This window comes from Legionella sp. W05-934-2 (assembly GCF_964199965.1).
GTDB lineage: Bacteria > Pseudomonadota > Gammaproteobacteria > Legionellales > Legionellaceae > JAFIFT01.
Genome location: NZ_CAXMZT010000008.1, coordinates 150,797 through 168,625 on the forward strand (window position 1 = coordinate 150,797; position 17,829 = coordinate 168,625).

Here is a 17,829-nt window from a genome sequence, read left to right on the forward strand (position 1 = left end):
CGTTTCTTCTTTTACAGGACTTCTAAATAACTTGCTTCCTGCTCCCTTCATCCCAGACATGGGTAGAAGGTGCCCAACGGGCGGGATGAGGGGTTGTTGAATCGAAGTTATTTAGAAGTCCTGTTTGTTTAAGCGCGCATTGCCTTACTAATTATTTGTCGTTTCAACCAGGGACTTTGATTCACCCAACTTAGGCCTTGAGAACGTATGATTTGCATCCCTGGCTGATTGGTATTAAAGAGATGCTTTAACGTTTGCAGCAAACAAATGACCGGCCATATCGCCGATTTTCGACGTCGTTGATATTCGCCAAGCAAACGAGGAGAAGTCAATCGATGTGGATTATCTTGGATTAATTCATGCCAACAACGCACATCCGCCAAACCCAAATTCAGGCCTAATCCCGCCATAGGGTGCACAGTATGGGCCGCATCACCCATTAACAACCAGTGTTTGCCGTGGTATTGCTTGACGTGACGCATGGTTAATGGGAACTGAATTGGATGGCTTAATAGTGACACCTTGCCTAATCGCGATTGAAAAGCTTGGGTTAATTCAACCCCCCAGGCGGCTTCATCTAATCCACTTAAACGCTTTGCTCGATGCGGATGACAAGACCATACGATGGCGCATTGATTCGCATCAGCGAGCGGCAAAAAAGCCAAAATACTGTCTTGTAAAAATATTTGTCTTGCGCACTGTTGGTGTGGCTTTTCGCAATGAACTGTCGCAATAAACGCTTGCTGATGGTAGGACCATTCATGCATCGGTACTTTCAAATGACTGCGCATGGGCGAGGTTGGGCCATCGGCAATCATCACTAACGATGCATTAATCGAGTCGTTATGGCTTAAATGGACAATGGCTTTATCTGCCTGGTCTTCGATTGATTCAACCTTGACATTCTCGTGTAGGAAGATAGTTGGATAGGTTGCTAGCTGCTTGACTAGTGCTTGTTTTAAATCTGCTTCTGCAACAATATGACCTAATGCTGGCTGCCCTAAATCACGGCAATCAAACTGAATATCTGCTTTGCTGCTCCCATCCCATACATCCATCGTTAAATAGGGTGCTGCTTTTTGTTTGGGCCAAGCATTCAAATCAGTCAGTAACGAATGCGACGTTGCATTCAAAGCATAGACTCTCGCCGGATCGGACATGGGTTTCTTTTTAATAGGTTTTCCATCAATCAGATTAATCGCATAACCTTCTTTTGCAAGCGATAACGCGGCAGACAACCCTACCACGCCCGCACCGATGACACAAAGTGCATCAGACATGACTGACTCCTTGCTTGATGGGGATACCACAGGCTAAATCCGGTGTAAACCCAGCAAACCCTCGCGCATAGTGCGATAATTGTTGTTTTAATAGCTGGCTATTATCAAATGCTAATAACCCTAATCCTCTTGCCAAGTTAACCCCCGGTATTGAATAGCGAAATAGATCAATTAATCCATTAGTAAAGCGAACAATTGCCGTTCTATCGGATTCTCGCTTTTGACGATATATGTCTAACATGCCAATTGACAAACCTTGCTGACACACGAGTTGAGCTAACGTCGCCACGTCACGCAACGCAAGATTAAAGCCCTGCCCAGCAACAGGATGGAGTGTTTGTGCGGCATTACCCACTAATGCAATTGGCCATTTAACAGGGTTCTCAGTAATCACTTGCTGCAATGGAATGACCACTCGCTTTCCTGCAGCTTGTAGCCGCCCTAATCGATATCCAAAGGCCTGTTGCAATTGCGATAAAAATTCTTTTTCGTTAAGGGCAGCTAGTTTAACTGCTTTGAGAGGGGCCATTGCCCAGACCATTGCACATCGTTGTGCGCTTAATGGCAACATGGCTAAGGGCCCTTCTTGAGTAAACCGTTCAAATGCTTGACATTGATGATCGCGATTCAATTGGATATTGGTGATAACAGCTGATTGGCCATAGTCGCGTTGTGTTTGTTGAAACTGTCCCGCCTTTCGAACCGCTGACTGCATCCCATCTGCAGCAACGATGAATTTTGTTTCGATGATTTTTTGCTTGCCCTTATGAAGACAAATAACTTTCTGTTTTTCAGCATCATACGATTGAAATTGGGTTTGGGTGAGCACGTTTTTCTCAGGCAACCATTGCTGTAATAAGTGGCTAAGATGAGGCATTTCAACCAAATAACCCAATGGTTCATCCCCTTGAATCGTTGCACGGCCAAAATGCTTTTGTTGGGAAACATGAATCGCCCAAATCGGGGTGGCCAATGGTTTAACAGAATCCCATAGGCCTAACTGGTCCAAGATATTAATGCTAGCGGGGGCTAAGGCGATAGAACGGCTATTTAAATCCAATGCTAAATTATCAGCAAAGGAATTTGCTTCTAATAATAAGCAGCGATAGCCGCTTGTTTTGAGCGCATGAATTAACGTTGCTCCCGTTAATCCACCGCCGACAATGAGTATATCCGTTTGCCAATCAGCCACGCATTAATGCCTCAATCTCTTCGACTTCCACTGGAAGCTCAGCTGTCAGGTTAAGATGACCTGTCTCAGTCACTAAAATGTCATCTTCAATCCGAACGCCAATGCCCCGCCACCTATCATCGACATCGTCCAATTCAGGATGCACGTATAACCCTGGTTCAACGGTAAGGACCATACCCGATTGTAATGGCCGCCATTGATTATCGCGTTTATAAGCCCCACAATCATGCACATCAATGCCAAGCCAATGACCCGAATTGTGCATATAATATTTTCGGTAAGCTTGCGTTGTTATCAAAGACTCCACCGATCCGGTCAGTAAGCCTAATGAAACCAACCCTTCCGTTAAAATTTGCACCATCGTTTGTTGAATTTCATGCCATAAAACCCCTGGACGTATCAACGCCACGCCCGCTTTTTGAGCTTTCAAAACCCATTCATAGATAGCCTTTTGCTCGGGTGAGAACTTACCGCTTGCAGGAAATGTTCGGGTGATATCAGCGGCATAATTCTGATATTCTCCCCCCGCATCAATCAAAACCAACCCTTTTTTGTCAATGGATTGATTATTACTGCCATAGTGCAAAACCGTTGCATTTTCACCACTGCCAACAATTGGCTCATAGGCAGGATATCGACACCCTTGGCGGGTGAACTCATAGATTAAAACGGCTTCTAGTTCACATTCATTTTCTGCTTTAGGACAATGGCGCATCGCCTGTTTGTGGGCAGCAACCGAAATAGCCGCTGCCTGTTTCATCAGCGCTATTTCTGCTTTTGATTTAAACAATCGCATCTCGCTGACGATAGGCGAAATTTCTAACATGCCTTGCGGAGCAGTGACGCCTTTTCGATACAGTTTTTTCACCTGTTCCCAACCACTGATGACGGCATTATCCCAGCGTGGATATTGTCCTAAGTGGTAATAAATCATTGTCTTATCCGCTAATAGTTCAGGGATCCGTTCTTCAAACGTCTCTATCGGATAGGCAAAATCGACCAATAATTTTTTTGGGGCTTCTTCTTGGCCTAGACGTCGACCTGTCCACTGCTCGCTGGCCAAATCTCGGCTTCGGTTGAATAAAATGCTGACGGGTTTTTCCGTTGCCATGATTATCAGCAACGCATCTGGTTCTTCAAAACCCGTTAAATAATAAAAATCCGATTGTTGTCGAAATCGATAATGGCTATCGCCACTGCGTAGGACTTCTGATGCGCCAGGAATGATAGCTATGCTGTTGGGTGACATTCCCTGTGCGAATCTTTCCCGTCTTTGGCGATATTCTTCTACAGTGATCATAGGGCTCCTTCCAACGATGTGTCGATCAAGTACGGTAGGCGCTTGTTGACACACTGTCAAGTTATTGTTAATTAATTTGTTTGACTTGGGACGCGATCAACGCGTCCACCTATTCAATAGATTAGTGGACAACGTCATCTTGCTGCTTGGCTAGGCAATGCAAATCACCATACAAACGTAACACTGCCAGCCGCGTATACTCTCGAATTTCCATGAGCGCAGACTCATCATCTTCATCCATGGCTAAAGAATCATGATCCAGTTGAGCGAATTCTTCAATATGGCCAAGGGCATTTTTTGCTTCTAAATCATGAAAATGGTCAAACCCAACATTCGATAAGGTTAATCCTTGAGTAAATCCTTCGCACCAATCACTAAATGCCTGGGCACGCACCGCTAAGCTCGTATCATCATCGGGTATGAGCAACTGGAATGAAAAATCGAACGCTTCAATCAAATGCTGACTCACTGAAAAGCAAGTAAACAAAAGAGAGGAGGCCTCATGCGCGTCTTGTTGTTTAAAGCTAGACATCAATGTTCGCAAATACGCTTCGGCTTGGCTTTTACTACCCGCACAAATATACCCACAGATTAAGCCATGCAACTCACTCGCCGATAACGGTAAATTCAATGGCGCTAAGCTAAGCTGTATTTGGTCATAGGACGGGAGTTTTGCTTCTTGAGAATACGCCAACATAGTCATACCTGGGAAGTAAAAAAATGGATTATACCTGATTTGCTAGTTGTTGACAAAATTGCTACTATTGTCGCAGTCTATTCTTTTGTTTTAACAGGTTAGCAACCATGGCTAAATCACAGCAATGCCAAATCCGTTTACTCAGTAAACTCTACGACATTAAATGCCCAAATGATAAAGTTGACAAACTCAATTTGGCTGCAAGAAAGCTTGACACGTTGATGGTGAAATATAAGCAGCAATACCCCTTACTGGATGATAACAAATTATTGCTGTTATCAGCATTAGAAGTTGCCTATCAATTGATAGAACGACGTGAACCAGCAAGCATTAGCCAAAAAGATGAGGTGAATGCACTTATTCACACATTAGAAAATCGCATCAATGCGGTTGTTGGCAAAGAAGAAGCCTGATTAGTTTTCAAGTCTCGTGGGTGGATATCCCACCCATTCGCTCATCTTTGGAACGTTGGAAACACCCCACATCTAACTCTTGGAATAAGCTAGGGAACGTCCCTAGCTAAATGACGAATGGCGTGTGTTTCTCACCCTGACTATCCGAACCTACTTCCGTTTCAACTGTAACTGGTTTTACTTGTTTTTTGATCTCATCATACAATTTATCTAATTTTTGATAAACTTGCTCCGCCATTGATTGAGCGCTTTCTCCGCTCACCTTGTCCGTCAGGGTGGTCAGCGATTCTAGAATGCTATAAAATCGCTTTGTTTCAGGGTAGCGATAATAACTTTGGCGCTCAAGACTTCCATGAATGGAGCCAAATACTTCCGCTAAAACCAGCTCAGGGGAACGCGATTTATAAGGATCGGTGCTACCAGTGATGGTCTTTTGTGAAGAGCTGCCTAACATTTTGAATAATCCTATAACAGAGTACCCGCTCGATGAATGCTCTGACGAGGAGGAAGACGGACTGGCTGATGGGGCCGACGTGGCAAAGATTTTTTGCAGCTGACGGATGCCCTCAGGATCCCCAAGACCTTTCCAGTATTTTTCTTCTTGTGAGATAGCGTGTACCTTTTCATTGATTTTGCTACAAAGCTCCGCACCAATATCAATGCATCGAAATAAATATTCACCCATGCCCTCCGTATAAAGGTATTCATTACGCATATCCTTTAACTCATTGGTGGATGCCATTTGATTTTGTTGCGCTAACCATTCTTTATCGCCATGCTCTGCGATCCCATTCAAATAATCCTTTAAGTTCTTGAGTCCCCTTGAACCATGCGCATTTAAATTGGCGAGCATGGCGTGGTGATTCGTTCGAAGAATTGACATAAGCAACTGATTAAATTGGCTATTTTTTCCATTTTCGAAGGCAGGCCAATGCCCGTTGATGAATTTATATACTTTCATTGCATCAACATAGCTTAACAAAACAGAGTAACGATCTTTACCACTCACGCAGGAGCCAAACGTGACACCTAAGCTCTGTCCGATGAGATGGAATATTGCCGCTAAGCGAAGATTAACAGCATTCCAGGAGGCTGATTCCACATTGTGATTCAGTAAATTTTTTGCTTCATATAACAGCGATTCAAAACGCGACAATTTTTCTTTATCACCGGTGCCATGACTGCCAGTATTTTGCAGTTTTAGCAAATAATTATCTATTTTTTGAGGTATATCACTTTGCCAAGGTAATAGCGCGCCCCCATAATAATTGACGGGTAAATTGACAAAATCCACTGTCGCCATATATTGAAATAATATTTGTAACAGGTAATTAAGCCAACTATCGGGATGTTTTTTCGTGATGGCTCGCGCCCAAGAAGAATCATGGGGACTAATAAGCGTTGTCACATACAATTTCGGCTCTTTGGGCAATAAGGATAAATTCTGATAAAGGTTTTCCCCTTGCAAACTCATGGGCCAAGCGTGATTGTCCCTTGAAACAAGATGAGCACCCCGATAACGATTTTGGCATTCATCAACAATTTTGCCATCTTTATCCAGGATCACAGCCGAATGAATACCGCCATTGGCTAAACCGGGTAATGAACGCAATCGCGATGACAATGATACGGAACGTAAGTCTTCGATTAAATTGAGCGATTGGATCAAATACTCTTTTTCATAGTCAGGAAGAAAAAAATACCAGGCGGGTAAACCGAATGTATCCGGGATCGTTTCACCCGAATTTTCGATCTTTTCAATCTCAGATTTAAAGTGATAGGGGGAAGACTTGTCATTTAACAAATCCGACAACAGTTGTTGTGAGATTTCGGGCAATTCTGCTAACCAATGAGGCAATAAATTTTTGTTTTTGGTAATAACGAAGTCTTTAATACAATTATGGGTTAAGTGATCCAAATGTCTGGCATTTTCATCCCAAAGCCTGTTTAGAATATTGAGATGTTTGCGGATGTCCGTATCGGATAACTTATTCGCTTTGGCCCTAAAAAGAAATATCTTCACGGCAGGCGATAGCTTCCCAAACCAGACGGGAAATATCGGTTTAGTCTGGCCAGATGATTTTGCGGAATATTGCTTAATGGCTTTTAATTCTTCAATGGTATGTTCGGTGAAGGCTTGGATGGGTTTATCATATTGCAACAAGAAATACCCTTCTTTTCCTTGAATCGGGCTAAAGGTCGCAACGAAGGGTCTTGTTTCATGAAGAAGATTATATTGTTCTGCCCGGTTTAACTGTTTTTCTGCTTCATCAAGCTCTAATTTAAACTGGCGAGCTAAGATATCAACCAACGACTGGGCGTACTGCCCGATAATTTTTTCGGCGGTTTTATCATCTTTGCTATCGACTTCTTTGATTAATAAATCCCGAGCCTTTTCAGCGCGTTTCACTAATTCCGACTGGGTAGATCCCTTCGCGCTTAACATAAAGGTAAAAGCATTTTTTAGCGCTGTCATCCGTTCAAAAGTCGCCGCTTTTATGTCATTGCCATCGACATACATTTCTGGCGTTCCATATGTCCCTATGCAATCAACCAGGCTTTTCTGCAATGCCGGAGATAATTCTAATCCTTTAGGTATCCTTAAAATTGTTGGTCTTCCCATATCACATACCTTGTGTGAGTTAAAACTGTAATCCTGGTGAGTAATTTAATCAGTCTGCCAGAAAAAGTCAAAGCTTCTCTACCTGAAATTACCATATTTTCACAATTATTGGAAAAAGGTTCCGCCAAGCTGTTTTCCTATGATAAACTTTCTCGATTAATCATTATGTCACATAAAACATGAAAAATAACAACAAACAAGACATACTCGGTCAATCGAATTCTAATTTAGATGAGGCCATCAATAGCGCCATTAGTCAAGGTAAAATTGACGCCCATCGCTATAAGGTGATTGAAATGATAGGCCTGCAGCAAAACAATAAAAAAAGCTACCAAGTTGTGCTAACGGAGCGTGAAGAATAGGCAGTCATCAAGGAAAAGGAGCGTTTAATGGTATATTCCGTCCCCCATTGGATCAATGGCAGAGCTTACGAAAATGAGGAAGAGAACAGTCTAACCATCCATAACTCGGCAACCGGCGAAGCAATCGGTCAAGTCCGCCTTGCAAACCATTCTACTTGCGATAAAGCCATTGCTGCGGCAAAAGCCGCATTCCCGATATGGTCAAATACACCCCCCGTTAAACGCGCCGCTATTTTATTTCGTTTTCGTCAGCTTCTTCTGGACCATCAAAACGAACTCGCGCATTTAGTCACCCAAGAACATGGAAAAACCCTCGATGATGCTCGAGGCTCTGTCGCCAGAGCAATTGAAGTCGTGGAACTTCATTGTGGTTTGGTTAACAACCTAAAAGGGGACATGAGTTGCGATGTGGCGAAACAAATTGATTGTCAAACCATCCGTCAACCCATTGGTATCTGCATGGGTGTTTCCCCGTTTAATTTTCCCGTCATGGTGCCTGCTTGGATGGTCATTCCGGCCATTGCCTTTGGCAATTGTTTTATCCTAAAACCTTCCGAACAAGATCCTTCAGCGGCATTAAAATGCATCGAATTATTGCATCAAGCAGGTTTACCTGAAGGTGTTGCCCAGTGCATACAAGGGGATAAATCGACGGTTGATTACTTAATCAATCACCCAGATATCGTTGCCTGCACCGCGGTTGCTTCGACGGCCGTTGCCAAATCGATTTATAGCAAAGCAACATCCCTTGGAAAAAGAGCCCATACCTTCGGTGGTGCTAAAAATCATGCCGTTTTAATGCCAGATGCTGATATGAGACAAGCGGCCATTGCTATCAATGGTGCTGCTTTTGGATCAGCAGGTGAACGCTGTATGGCATTATCAGTGGTCGTTTGTGTCGGTGAAAAATCGAAAGAACAATTGTTTGAACACTTAATTCCTCTCGTCAAAAGCATCCGGGTTGACAGGGGTGATGCGGCAGAGGTCGATATGGGACCACTCATTTCCGCACAACACCGACAAAAAGTCCTCGATAAAATCAATCAAGGCGTTGAGGAAGGGGCCAATTTAGTTGTTGATGGCCGGCACTATCGCCATCTCCAACATCCAGAAGGCTATTACGTTGGACCCTGCTTATTCGACGACGTCGCACCATCCATGACCATCTACCAAGAAGAAATATTTGGCCCAGTTTTAGTGGTATTAACTGTTGACAATTTTGATGAGGCGTTGCAATTAGTCAATGAAAATCAATACGGTAATGGGACCGCCATTTTTACTCGGGATGGCTACACAGCAAGGCAATATAGCCACCTGGTTAATGTAGGAATGGTCGGTGTTAATATTCCAATCCCTGTTCCTGTTGCCTCCCACCCTTTTGGCGGGTGGAAACAGTCCGCTTTTGGTGACACCAACATGCATGGGGGGGAAAGCATGCATTTTTATACAAAACGAAAAACCATCACCTGCCGCTGGCCAGAACAAAGCCATGAAGGCAATGCGTTTGTGATGCCAACCCACAGCTAATTGGTATACTCATAGAGGAGATAGGTCATGATGACAGTCGGGTTTGTTGGCTTAGGTCATATGGGCCTTCCCATGGCAATTAATTGTCTGAAAGCGGGCAATACTGTGATTGGCTATGATTTAGCTCAACCTGCCATGGAAACGTTGGTGCAAGCGGGGGGAAAAGGCGCTAGCGATCTGGCCACACTTGCCAAACAAAGTGACGTCATCATTACCATGTTGCAGACTGGCGATCAGGTCAAATCCGTTTGTCTCGGGGAAAAGGGTCTTTTTGCCCACGCCCAAAAAGAAAGCTACCACATCGACTGCTCCACCATCGATGTTGGCACCGCCCGGCATATTCATCAACAAGCAAAAATCGCAGGATTGCACAGCCTCGATGCTCCCGTATCCGGGGGTGTTGCCGGTGCTCGAGCAGGACAACTTACCTTCATGGTTGGCGGCGATATCAACGTCCTAAACGCACTCACACCGCTTCTAAATTGCATGGCTAAAAAGGTGATTCATGCCGGGTCTGAAGGCAATGGCCAAGCGGCCAAAATTTGCAATAACATGATCTTGGGAATTTCTATGCTAGCCGTTAGTGAATCGTTTGTGCTGGCAGAAAAATTAGGTTTACCCAAGCAAAAGCTCCATGAAATTGTCAGCAATGCTTCAGGCCAATGCTGGACTATGGAACATTATGTCCCTGTCGGAGGGGTTTTAGAAAATGTGCCGGCCAATGTAGACTATCAACCTGGCTTTTCTGCAGCGATGATGCTCAAAGATTTAAATTTAAGTCAAACATGTGCCAACGAATACCATCAAACCTTGCCAATGGGAAAATTAGCACAAACACTCTACCAGCAAATGCAAAACGAGGGTAAGGATCACTTGGATTTTTCTGCCATTATCCAACTCATTGCCGCCATGAAGGACTAAAACATGAATGCAAAGGCCTTAACCCAAGAAATGGAAACATTTTGGCATCAACAGGCACGCGCATTGTTAACCTGGTCAAAACCCTGGGACAATGTCTTGTCGGGGGATTTTCACGCGGGAAAGGTGCGCTGGTTTGATGGTGGGGAATTAAATGTTTCAGAAAACTGTCTTGACCGTCATCTGCCGGAACTGGGTGATAAAGTTGCCATTATTTGGGAAGGTGATTCTGTCGATGACCATGCAACGCTAACCTTTAAACAATTGCACCAACAAGTCTGTTTAATGGCAAATAGCTTAAAAAAATTAGGAATAGCCAAAGGCGATAAAGTTGCCATTTATATGCCCATGATCCCTGAAGCAGCGATAGCAATGTTGGCCTGTGCCCGAATTGGGGCAGTGCATACCGTTGTCTTTGCCGGTTTTTCAGCCCATGCGCTTAGACAACGCCTGGTTGCCGCCGATTGCCAATTGGTGATCACGGCCGATGGCTATCAACGCGGTGGCAAACACTATCTTTTAAAACAAGATGCCGATAAAGCGTGTGAAGGACTCCCCATTCGCAAGTTGGTGGTTAAATGCTTAGGCAATGAGGTTTCTTGGCAGTCAGATTTCGATCATTGGTGGCACACCCTCAAAGAAGAAGTCGATGATATCTGTGCGCCTGAGCCAATGGGTGCAGAAGACCCGTTATTTATTTTATATACCTCCGGAAGCACCGGACAACCCAAGGGGTTAGTGCATACGACTGGCGGTTATTTGCTCCAAGCGGCGTTCTCGCATCGGCAAGTGTTTGCCTGCCAAGCAAATGACATATTTTGGTGTACAGCAGACGTGGGTTGGATAACCGGTCATTCCTATGTTGTCTATGGCCCTTTATGCAATGGCGTGACCACGTTGATGTTTGCGGGCGTTCCTAACTGGCCGGACCCTTCTCGATTTTGGCAAGTCGTTGACAAACACCAAGTGAGTGTATTTTACACGGCACCCACCGCCATTCGCGCATTAATGCGGGAAGGCAACGAATGGCTTAGTCAGTCAAGCCGACATTCATTACGCTTAATGGGCAGTGTGGGCGAACCCATCAATCCCGAAGTGTGGCAATGGTATCATCAACACGTTGGTCAAAGCCGATGCCCGATAGTGGATACCTGGTGGCAAACCGAAACGGGGGCAATTATGGTCAGTGATCAGCCGCCTTATCACCATCAAAATCCAGGAGCCGCCAGCATTCCTTTGCCGGGCATTGAACCGGTCATTTTGGATAAGCATTTCAAAGAAATAGTCGGAACCAAAGAAGGGGCGCTGGCTATCAAAACGCCTTGGCCCTCCATGGCAAGAACCATCGCCAAGGATCATCCACGCTATCGTCAAACCTATTTTAAAGATGGGTATTATATTACCGGCGATGGCGCTTATCGAGACGAAGGCGGTGATATTCATTTAACCGGGCGGATGGATGATGTGCTCAATGTGGCAGGACATCGTCTCGGAAGTGCCGAAATTGAAAGCGCCTTGGTTCTCCATCCCGATGTCGCTGAAGCGGCCGTTGTTGCCATACCCGACGATATCAAAGGTGAAGCCGTTTGCGCCTTTGTGGCTTTACAAAAAGGCGTCACCGCCTCCGATGACTTGTTCAGTGCGCTAAGAGCATTAGTAGTCGCTGAAATCGGTGCCATTGCCAAACCAGCAAAAATTCATTGGGTACCCGATTTACCGAAAACACGATCCGGTAAAATCATGCGTCGAATATTGCGAAAATTGGTGACTGAAGATATTACTAATAAAGAAAGCTTAGGCGATGTCTCCACGTTGGCTAATCCGGATGTGGTCGAAAAACTCATGGCAGCGAATTTAAAGTAAATGCTCTTATTGTTTAGTCTCTTTTCTTAGAAACGATTCTATCTCATGGGAAGATACCGGTTGGCTCATTAAAAACCCTTGAATGTCATTACATTGCCTTTTTTTGAGAAATTCTAATTGTTTTTGTGTTTCAACACCTTCTGCAATAATATTCAAATTCATGCTTTTAGCAATGGCTATGATTGCTTCAATGATGGCTTCATCACCGAGTGACTTCGATATATTGTGAATAAAACATTTATCGATTTTAAGGGTATTTATCGCAACTTGCTTTAGCAAGTTCAAACTTGAATTTCCCGTACCAAAATCATCTAAAACGATATGAACGCCTAAAGCATTTAAGTTATTGATCGTTCGTTGTATTTCCTTGTCAAAAATAACATTTTCAGTTATTTCCATTTCAAGACAATGGGGTTTTACTTGGTATTCTTCTATGATACTTGATACCAATGATGAAAAATTACGTTGTCTTAACTGCTTGCTAGCGACATTGCATGCCACGCGAATGAATGGAAATCCCTGTTTATGCCAATTGCTTATCTGCTGACAAACTTCTCTTATAACCCATTCCCCAATGGGGACAATCAGTCCTGAACTTTCTGCCGTTGGGATAAAATCCAACGGTAGCACCATGCCTTTTTCTGGGTGATTCCATCGAATCAACGCTTCTAAGCATCGGATTTTATTCGACTTCATCTCAAATTGCGGTTGATAAAGCAGAAAAAATTCTTGATTAGCAATGGCATTTTGAAGTTCAATTTCTTGTTGAAATTTCAGTGTGTTTAGTTTGTTCAATTTTTCCGTATTGAATGAGAATTGATTGCCACCCAGAAATTTAGCATGATACATTGCCATATCCGCTTTACTCAATAAGGAATTGACTGTCTTACCATCGGATGGGTAGATACTAATTCCAATACTGGCGTGAACATTGATGGTTGTATCAGCAATATAAAATGGTTCGATAAATGTGTTAAGAATTTTTTGAGCCAAATGAATGATATCTTTTTCCGAGGTAAATGATTGAAACACCATGACAAACTCATCACCACTTAGCCTTGCAAGTGTGTCTTCTCTTCGCACAACCGTGCGCAAACGTTCAGCAACACGACAAAGTAACTGATCGCCTGCTTCATGGCTTAAGCTATCATTAATCCTTTTAAACCGATCTAAATCAAAAAATAACACGGCAAATTTCTTTTTGTGCCGAGAATAAATTCGGATTGCTTGTTCGATCCTGTCAATCAACAACAACCTATTTGGCAAATTGGTTAAGGCATCATGGGTTGCTTGATACTCTAACTTTTCTTTTAATCTTGCTTGCTCGGTGATCTCTCTAAAGCTCCATACACGCCCCATGACTTGATGGTTAATATAATGGGGCCTTGAACAACACTCGAGTATTTTCCCGTTTTTTAAATGATATGTCTCAACACTGGGGGTATCAAAATGCAGGGAAAGTTTTTTAACATGTCGGTTATGTTGCTCTGGGTCTAATAGTTTTGTTGAGATATGTTCAACCAAATCATTGCCACTTATCTCGCTCAAAGAAGACTCTGGTATATCCCATAACTGCACGATTTTATTGTTATAATCAACAATTTCACCCGTTAAACCAATCACTAATATGCCATCAGAAGAAGACTCAATAGTTGCTCTTAATAATGAGAGCGATTTTTGTAAGGATTCGGTTCGTTCCTCTACGAGTTGATTTAAAAATTGGGTTTGTTTTAGTGTTTCTTTTGTGAGTACCCATTTTTGCGTTAAAGCACTGGCTAACTGTCTTACGGAAACCAAATCAAATGGTTTTTTTAACACTAATAAATTATCGCTAACGCCTAATTCATGGACCGTGCTTTCCCAAGAATAATCGGAGTAGGCACTACAAATGACAATTTGTATTTGAGGATCGAGAGCCCAAATCCGTTTAATCGTTTCTATCCCATCGATTCCCGGCGGCATTCTTATATCAACAAATGCCAGCGAATAGGGTTTGCTGTCTTCCATTGCTTGTTTAACTTTTTCTACTCCCTCGATACCTTGAGTTGAACAATCAATTTCAAACTCAGGCAGAGACGATTCGCTGGGATCCGCTTCACCTTCAAATAGCGCTCGGTCTAACTGGTTTAAAGATAGGGAACTTTTGCTAACACTTAATATTTTCATAAAATCCTGATGGATTGCAGGATTATCATCGATAATTAGGATGCGAAAGGCAGTTGTTATCATGGCTCCCTCGAACTAGTTTTGTGCTGATTCAACGGAATATCCAATACAAATTGAGAACCTTTTCCAGGGCCATTACTTTCAGCAAACAAATGACCGCCCAGATCTCGAGCATAAATGGCGGAGCAATGAAGACCAAAACCATGCCCCTGTTTCTTAGTTGTAAATCCAAAGGAAAAAATTCGATTTAAGTCATCTTTTCGGATACCAACGCCGTTATCGGCTACTTTGATAGAAATATCGCTTCCATCTATGTTGTTGGCTGAAACGATAATGACCTTAGTTTGCGAAACATTGTTTAACAAAACGGAGTCTTTCGCATTAGACAGTAAATTAGTTAGAATTTGAAATAATTTGGATTTATCTGTTTCAAACGTACTAATGTTGGTATCAATACTAATTTGAACATTGATTTGATATTGCTCCAAAATAACGGATTTCACGGCATCATCAATTATCTCGGCGACTGAAATTTTTTCAATGAGATTTGATCCACCACTAAGCGACTGTTGCCTTGAGATTATTTCTTTAATGAAATTGACATTTTTTTCTAAACTATCCGCTTCTTTTATATTTTTTTCATATTCTTCTTTTATATTAGCGGCGAGTGCCTCCAAATAAGGAAGGGTTAGCTTTCCTTTGGGATCATTGGAAAGATAATCGCTTAAGTTGTCTTTGTTATCCTCAAGGATCGTTTTAATCGCCAATAGTTTTTGGTGACACATCCCGGACATATTGTTCTTTAAAATGGTCGAAGATACGTTCAAGCTATTTAATATATTACCTACGTTATGCAAGATAGACGTTGCCACCTCAGACATGCCAGCATGTCGAGCTGTTGAGACAAGTTTGTAATTTAGTTCTTGAACTTCTGCTTCTATTTTTTTCTTTTTATTAATATCCATTAATATCCCGGATATTTCATTTTTATCAGCGCTGACTCGACTGATTGTTCGAAACCATCGGTAATGATTATTTTTGCTTAGCACTCGTAATTCATAGTCATAATTAACTTTATCTTTTAAGGCCTTATCGACTAAATTTATTAATTTATTTTTGTCATCTGAGTGAACCATTTCTAAAAACTCAGGGTAGTCTGGTGTGTGGCCACCCGGTTCTAATCCCAAAATTTTAAATAATCCTTTCGACCACGTTACAACGCCTGTGTCTGCGTTATAATGCCAATAGCCCATTTTTGCTAAATCTTGGGCAAATTCTAATTTGGCATTATTTTCTCTCATTTCTTGTGAAGAAATGTCAATCGAGCGCTCAAGTAGATATCTATCTTGGTCATTTTCATGATATTTTTTGTTGATATGTGCAATAAATTCAACCCAATTTTCAAGTTGATTAGGCAAGTTATCGATAGTGATATCATATTTTTTCAGCTGTCGCTGAAGCAACCGATGGATTTCCGTCATTGGTTATGATTTCCTCGATGTTTCATGGGGAAGCTCTAACAGTGTTGTCATCGTCATGGTTTGATTGTGCAACTCACAGCTACCCGTTGAGATAGGGGATAATTCACCATAAGAGTAAAAACCAATTTGCGTTGATCCTTTTGGGATCGACTGAAGTGTTATTTCAGTCTCTTCCTCCGTAAGCTCCCCTAAAACCAACCTTCTCCCGACACAACTAATTCCAATTGCCAAAATAGGTTGTTTTTCAATGGCATTGTTTTTAAAAATCAGATTATTGGCACATTCACCTGCTTCTTGAGCACTGTCAATGAGCCTATCAAAATTAGCACGCATTAATTGCGCATAGTATCCCAAGGGTAAATCACCAGCAAAAGTTAATGACTGGGATTTTTCTTCCACCCCCAATATCGTCCGAACTATTGGAGGCGACTCGGGATCTTGAGGGTTTCTAATAGCAAGAGGATACAGTAATCCTGATGCGGGTAATTCGCTGGCTCTATCACCCAGGTAGGTTTTATATAGCTTTAATGCAGGTTGATTATCAAGTTCGTAGAGAACATTACCCTTTGAACGAGTCACCACCCTTTCGGGACCAAAAATATCCCAACCACCCCGTGACCCATAGCCAACATGAATTTGGTCTCCATAAAAACCCACGGCGCCAATACTATGGTCCATTATTTCACCTTGATAGATAATCCAAGTATTTTTAAAATCGGAACCATCGCCTGCCAAACCACCCGTAATCGTTATGGCTTTAGGCAAATGCTTGTTTAGCCCTTTAATTAATTCCGATCCATTAACATTTAGCCCATCCGATAAAACAAATATATTTTTAGGCTGCTGATTGTTATTTAATACATTTGCCAGTTGCGAACCCGCGGTAAAAGAGTCTTGGGAGCTATTGACCTCAGCCTTTGCTAAATGAAGCTTGGTGAATTCAAATTGAACGACAACAACAGAAATACTATTATCAAAAATATTCGGACCAAATATTTCCCCGGCCGTTGAGCACCCCAATATTTTTGATTTTTTATAAACCTTTGCTAATTCTTGTATTGGTTTTGTATCCGCTCTAAATATCGGGCTCGCAAAAATTAAAATTAAGGTGTTTTCGGAATCAAGGTCAGGAAATGGTTGAATATTCCATCCTTGGTTTTGAAGGTATTGAAACGATCCTATTTTCATTGTCTTAAGTTGATTAAAATTATTCTGATTTAATTATAGAACAGATTAGCGAAAATCGAGCCACATTGCCATCAGGACAAATTTGCGCTTACTTTACAAAGAAGGGCACCCGGCCTATATTGATTATATTGTAATCATGATATATTTATATTAATCGATTGGAACAACAGGGGAACAGAATGCCTAAAGAGGAAAATCACCCTTCTACTGCGGAAGGTGAGGTAAACGATAAATTACTTTTTGCTTCGGTTATTCTTGAATTCAAAAAGTGGCAATGGAACCATCTAGTTGCTGATAACGAACTTATCCACCAGCATCTTCAAAATTTGATTAATGATATTGAGACGCTTGTTAAACAACAGGCATCAAAAATGCCAGAGAAGTCAAAGGAAGCAGCGGTGGCTATGCTTAGCGATTTAAAATTCCTACAACGATCTTCGGATGTTAGCATACCCACGGATTTTGAGACCGTTTTAATGAATACATTTAATATTATTCAGAAATACGAAACACCATTAGAAGCAGCGCCTGGCTTTTTTAATCAGTTTAAAAGTTTGTTAAACAGTTTTGTTGAGAAGTTAACGGGAGTCAAAGATCTGCTGCCAGTTGAAAAAATAGGCACCGTCAACGATAACGCATCGTTTCAAAAAACAAAAGACGACATTAAAAACTTAAAACAGGAAAAACTTGGGAACCCAGTGGGTAATTTTATGCGTTTTTTCCAAAGTAACGCAGCAGGCCCTAGTTCAACGGCCAAAGATACAGGGCCAGACCCGGACCACGAAAGCGAGGGCTTTAAACAAAAATAAGCTTTTGCCT

At 42.3% G+C, this 17,829-nt stretch carries 14 protein-coding genes; 6 read left to right on the top strand and 8 right to left on the bottom strand.

Going from position 1 to position 17,829, the window contains the following annotated elements; translation table 11 throughout:
* Positions 1–128: 128 nt before the first annotated feature.
* The 4 genes from AB3348_RS10575 to AB3348_RS10590 form a co-directional block, all read right to left on the bottom strand.
* Entirely contained in the window at positions 129–1,280 is a 1,152-nt protein-coding gene (locus AB3348_RS10575) for an FAD-dependent monooxygenase (RefSeq protein WP_367607583.1), read from the bottom strand.
* Positions 1,273–2,472 (bottom strand): FAD-dependent monooxygenase, encoded by a 1,200-nt coding sequence (locus AB3348_RS10580; protein ID WP_367607584.1) that lies wholly within the window; start codon positions 2,470–2,472, stop codon positions 1,273–1,275. Before AB3348_RS10580 ends, AB3348_RS10575 begins: the two co-directional genes overlap by 8 nt.
* Entirely contained in the window at positions 2,465–3,772 is a 1,308-nt protein-coding gene (pepP, locus tag AB3348_RS10585; protein WP_367607585.1) for a Xaa-Pro aminopeptidase, read from the bottom strand. The genes AB3348_RS10580 and pepP overlap by 8 nt, the downstream gene beginning before the upstream one ends.
* Positions 3,773–3,893: 121 nt before the next feature.
* Positions 3,894–4,469 (bottom strand): UPF0149 family protein, encoded by a 576-nt coding sequence (locus AB3348_RS10590; RefSeq protein WP_367607586.1) that lies wholly within the window; start codon positions 4,467–4,469, stop codon positions 3,894–3,896.
* A gap of 107 nt (positions 4,470–4,576) precedes the next feature.
* Here AB3348_RS10590 and zapA point away from each other — a divergent pair, with 107 nt between their 5' ends.
* Positions 4,577–4,882 carry a cell division protein ZapA gene (gene zapA / locus AB3348_RS10595; protein WP_367607587.1) on the top strand — a complete coding sequence of 102 codons (306 nt, stop codon included), beginning with the start codon at positions 4,577–4,579 and terminating at the stop codon, positions 4,880–4,882.
* A 106-nt stretch (positions 4,883–4,988) separates the two neighbouring features.
* Here zapA and AB3348_RS10600 read toward each other — a convergent pair whose 3' ends face one another.
* Positions 4,989–7,505: a hypothetical protein gene (locus AB3348_RS10600; protein ID WP_367607588.1), complete on the bottom strand. Its 2,517-nt coding sequence runs from the start codon at positions 7,503–7,505 to the stop codon at positions 4,989–4,991.
* Between the two features lie 179 nt (positions 7,506–7,684).
* On the opposite strand from AB3348_RS10600, the gene AB3348_RS10605 reads away from it, so the two are divergent.
* From AB3348_RS10605 to acs, 4 genes are read left to right on the top strand one after another with little or no spacing between them, the layout of a single operon-like run.
* Complete coding sequence (locus AB3348_RS10605) at positions 7,685–7,867, top strand: hypothetical protein (protein ID WP_367607589.1); 183 nt, start codon at positions 7,685–7,687, stop codon at positions 7,865–7,867.
* A 27-nt stretch (positions 7,868–7,894) separates the two neighbouring features.
* Positions 7,895–9,394: a CoA-acylating methylmalonate-semialdehyde dehydrogenase gene (locus AB3348_RS10610; protein ID WP_367607590.1), complete on the top strand. Its 1,500-nt coding sequence runs from the start codon at positions 7,895–7,897 to the stop codon at positions 9,392–9,394.
* 27 nt (positions 9,395–9,421) lie between these two features.
* Positions 9,422–10,315: a 3-hydroxyisobutyrate dehydrogenase gene (mmsB, locus tag AB3348_RS10615; RefSeq protein WP_367607591.1), complete on the top strand. Its 894-nt coding sequence runs from the start codon at positions 9,422–9,424 to the stop codon at positions 10,313–10,315.
* A 3-nt stretch (positions 10,316–10,318) separates the two neighbouring features.
* Positions 10,319–12,175 carry an acetate--CoA ligase gene (gene acs / locus AB3348_RS10620; RefSeq protein WP_367607592.1) on the top strand — a complete coding sequence of 619 codons (1,857 nt, stop codon included), beginning with the start codon at positions 10,319–10,321 and terminating at the stop codon, positions 12,173–12,175.
* A 6-nt stretch (positions 12,176–12,181) separates the two neighbouring features.
* On the opposite strand, the gene AB3348_RS10625 is transcribed toward acs, so the two are convergent.
* From AB3348_RS10625 to AB3348_RS10635, 3 genes are read right to left on the bottom strand one after another with little or no spacing between them, the layout of a single operon-like run.
* Positions 12,182–14,404, bottom strand: a complete 2,223-nt coding sequence (locus tag AB3348_RS10625) for an EAL domain-containing protein (protein WP_367607593.1) — start codon at positions 14,402–14,404, stop codon at positions 12,182–12,184.
* Positions 14,401–15,822 carry an ATP-binding protein gene (locus tag AB3348_RS10630; RefSeq protein WP_367607594.1) on the bottom strand — a complete coding sequence of 474 codons (1,422 nt, stop codon included), beginning with the start codon at positions 15,820–15,822 and terminating at the stop codon, positions 14,401–14,403. Before AB3348_RS10630 ends, AB3348_RS10625 begins: the two co-directional genes overlap by 4 nt.
* Before the next feature lie 3 nt (positions 15,823–15,825).
* The gene (locus AB3348_RS10635) at positions 15,826–17,010 is read right to left on the bottom strand and encodes an FIST signal transduction protein (protein WP_367607595.1); all 1,185 of its coding nucleotides are present in this window, start codon (positions 17,008–17,010) and stop codon (positions 15,826–15,828) included.
* A gap of 179 nt (positions 17,011–17,189) precedes the next feature.
* Here AB3348_RS10635 and AB3348_RS10640 point away from each other — a divergent pair, with 179 nt between their 5' ends.
* Complete coding sequence (locus AB3348_RS10640) at positions 17,190–17,819, top strand: hypothetical protein (protein ID WP_367607596.1); 630 nt, start codon at positions 17,190–17,192, stop codon at positions 17,817–17,819.
* Positions 17,820–17,829 lie beyond the last annotated feature (10 nt).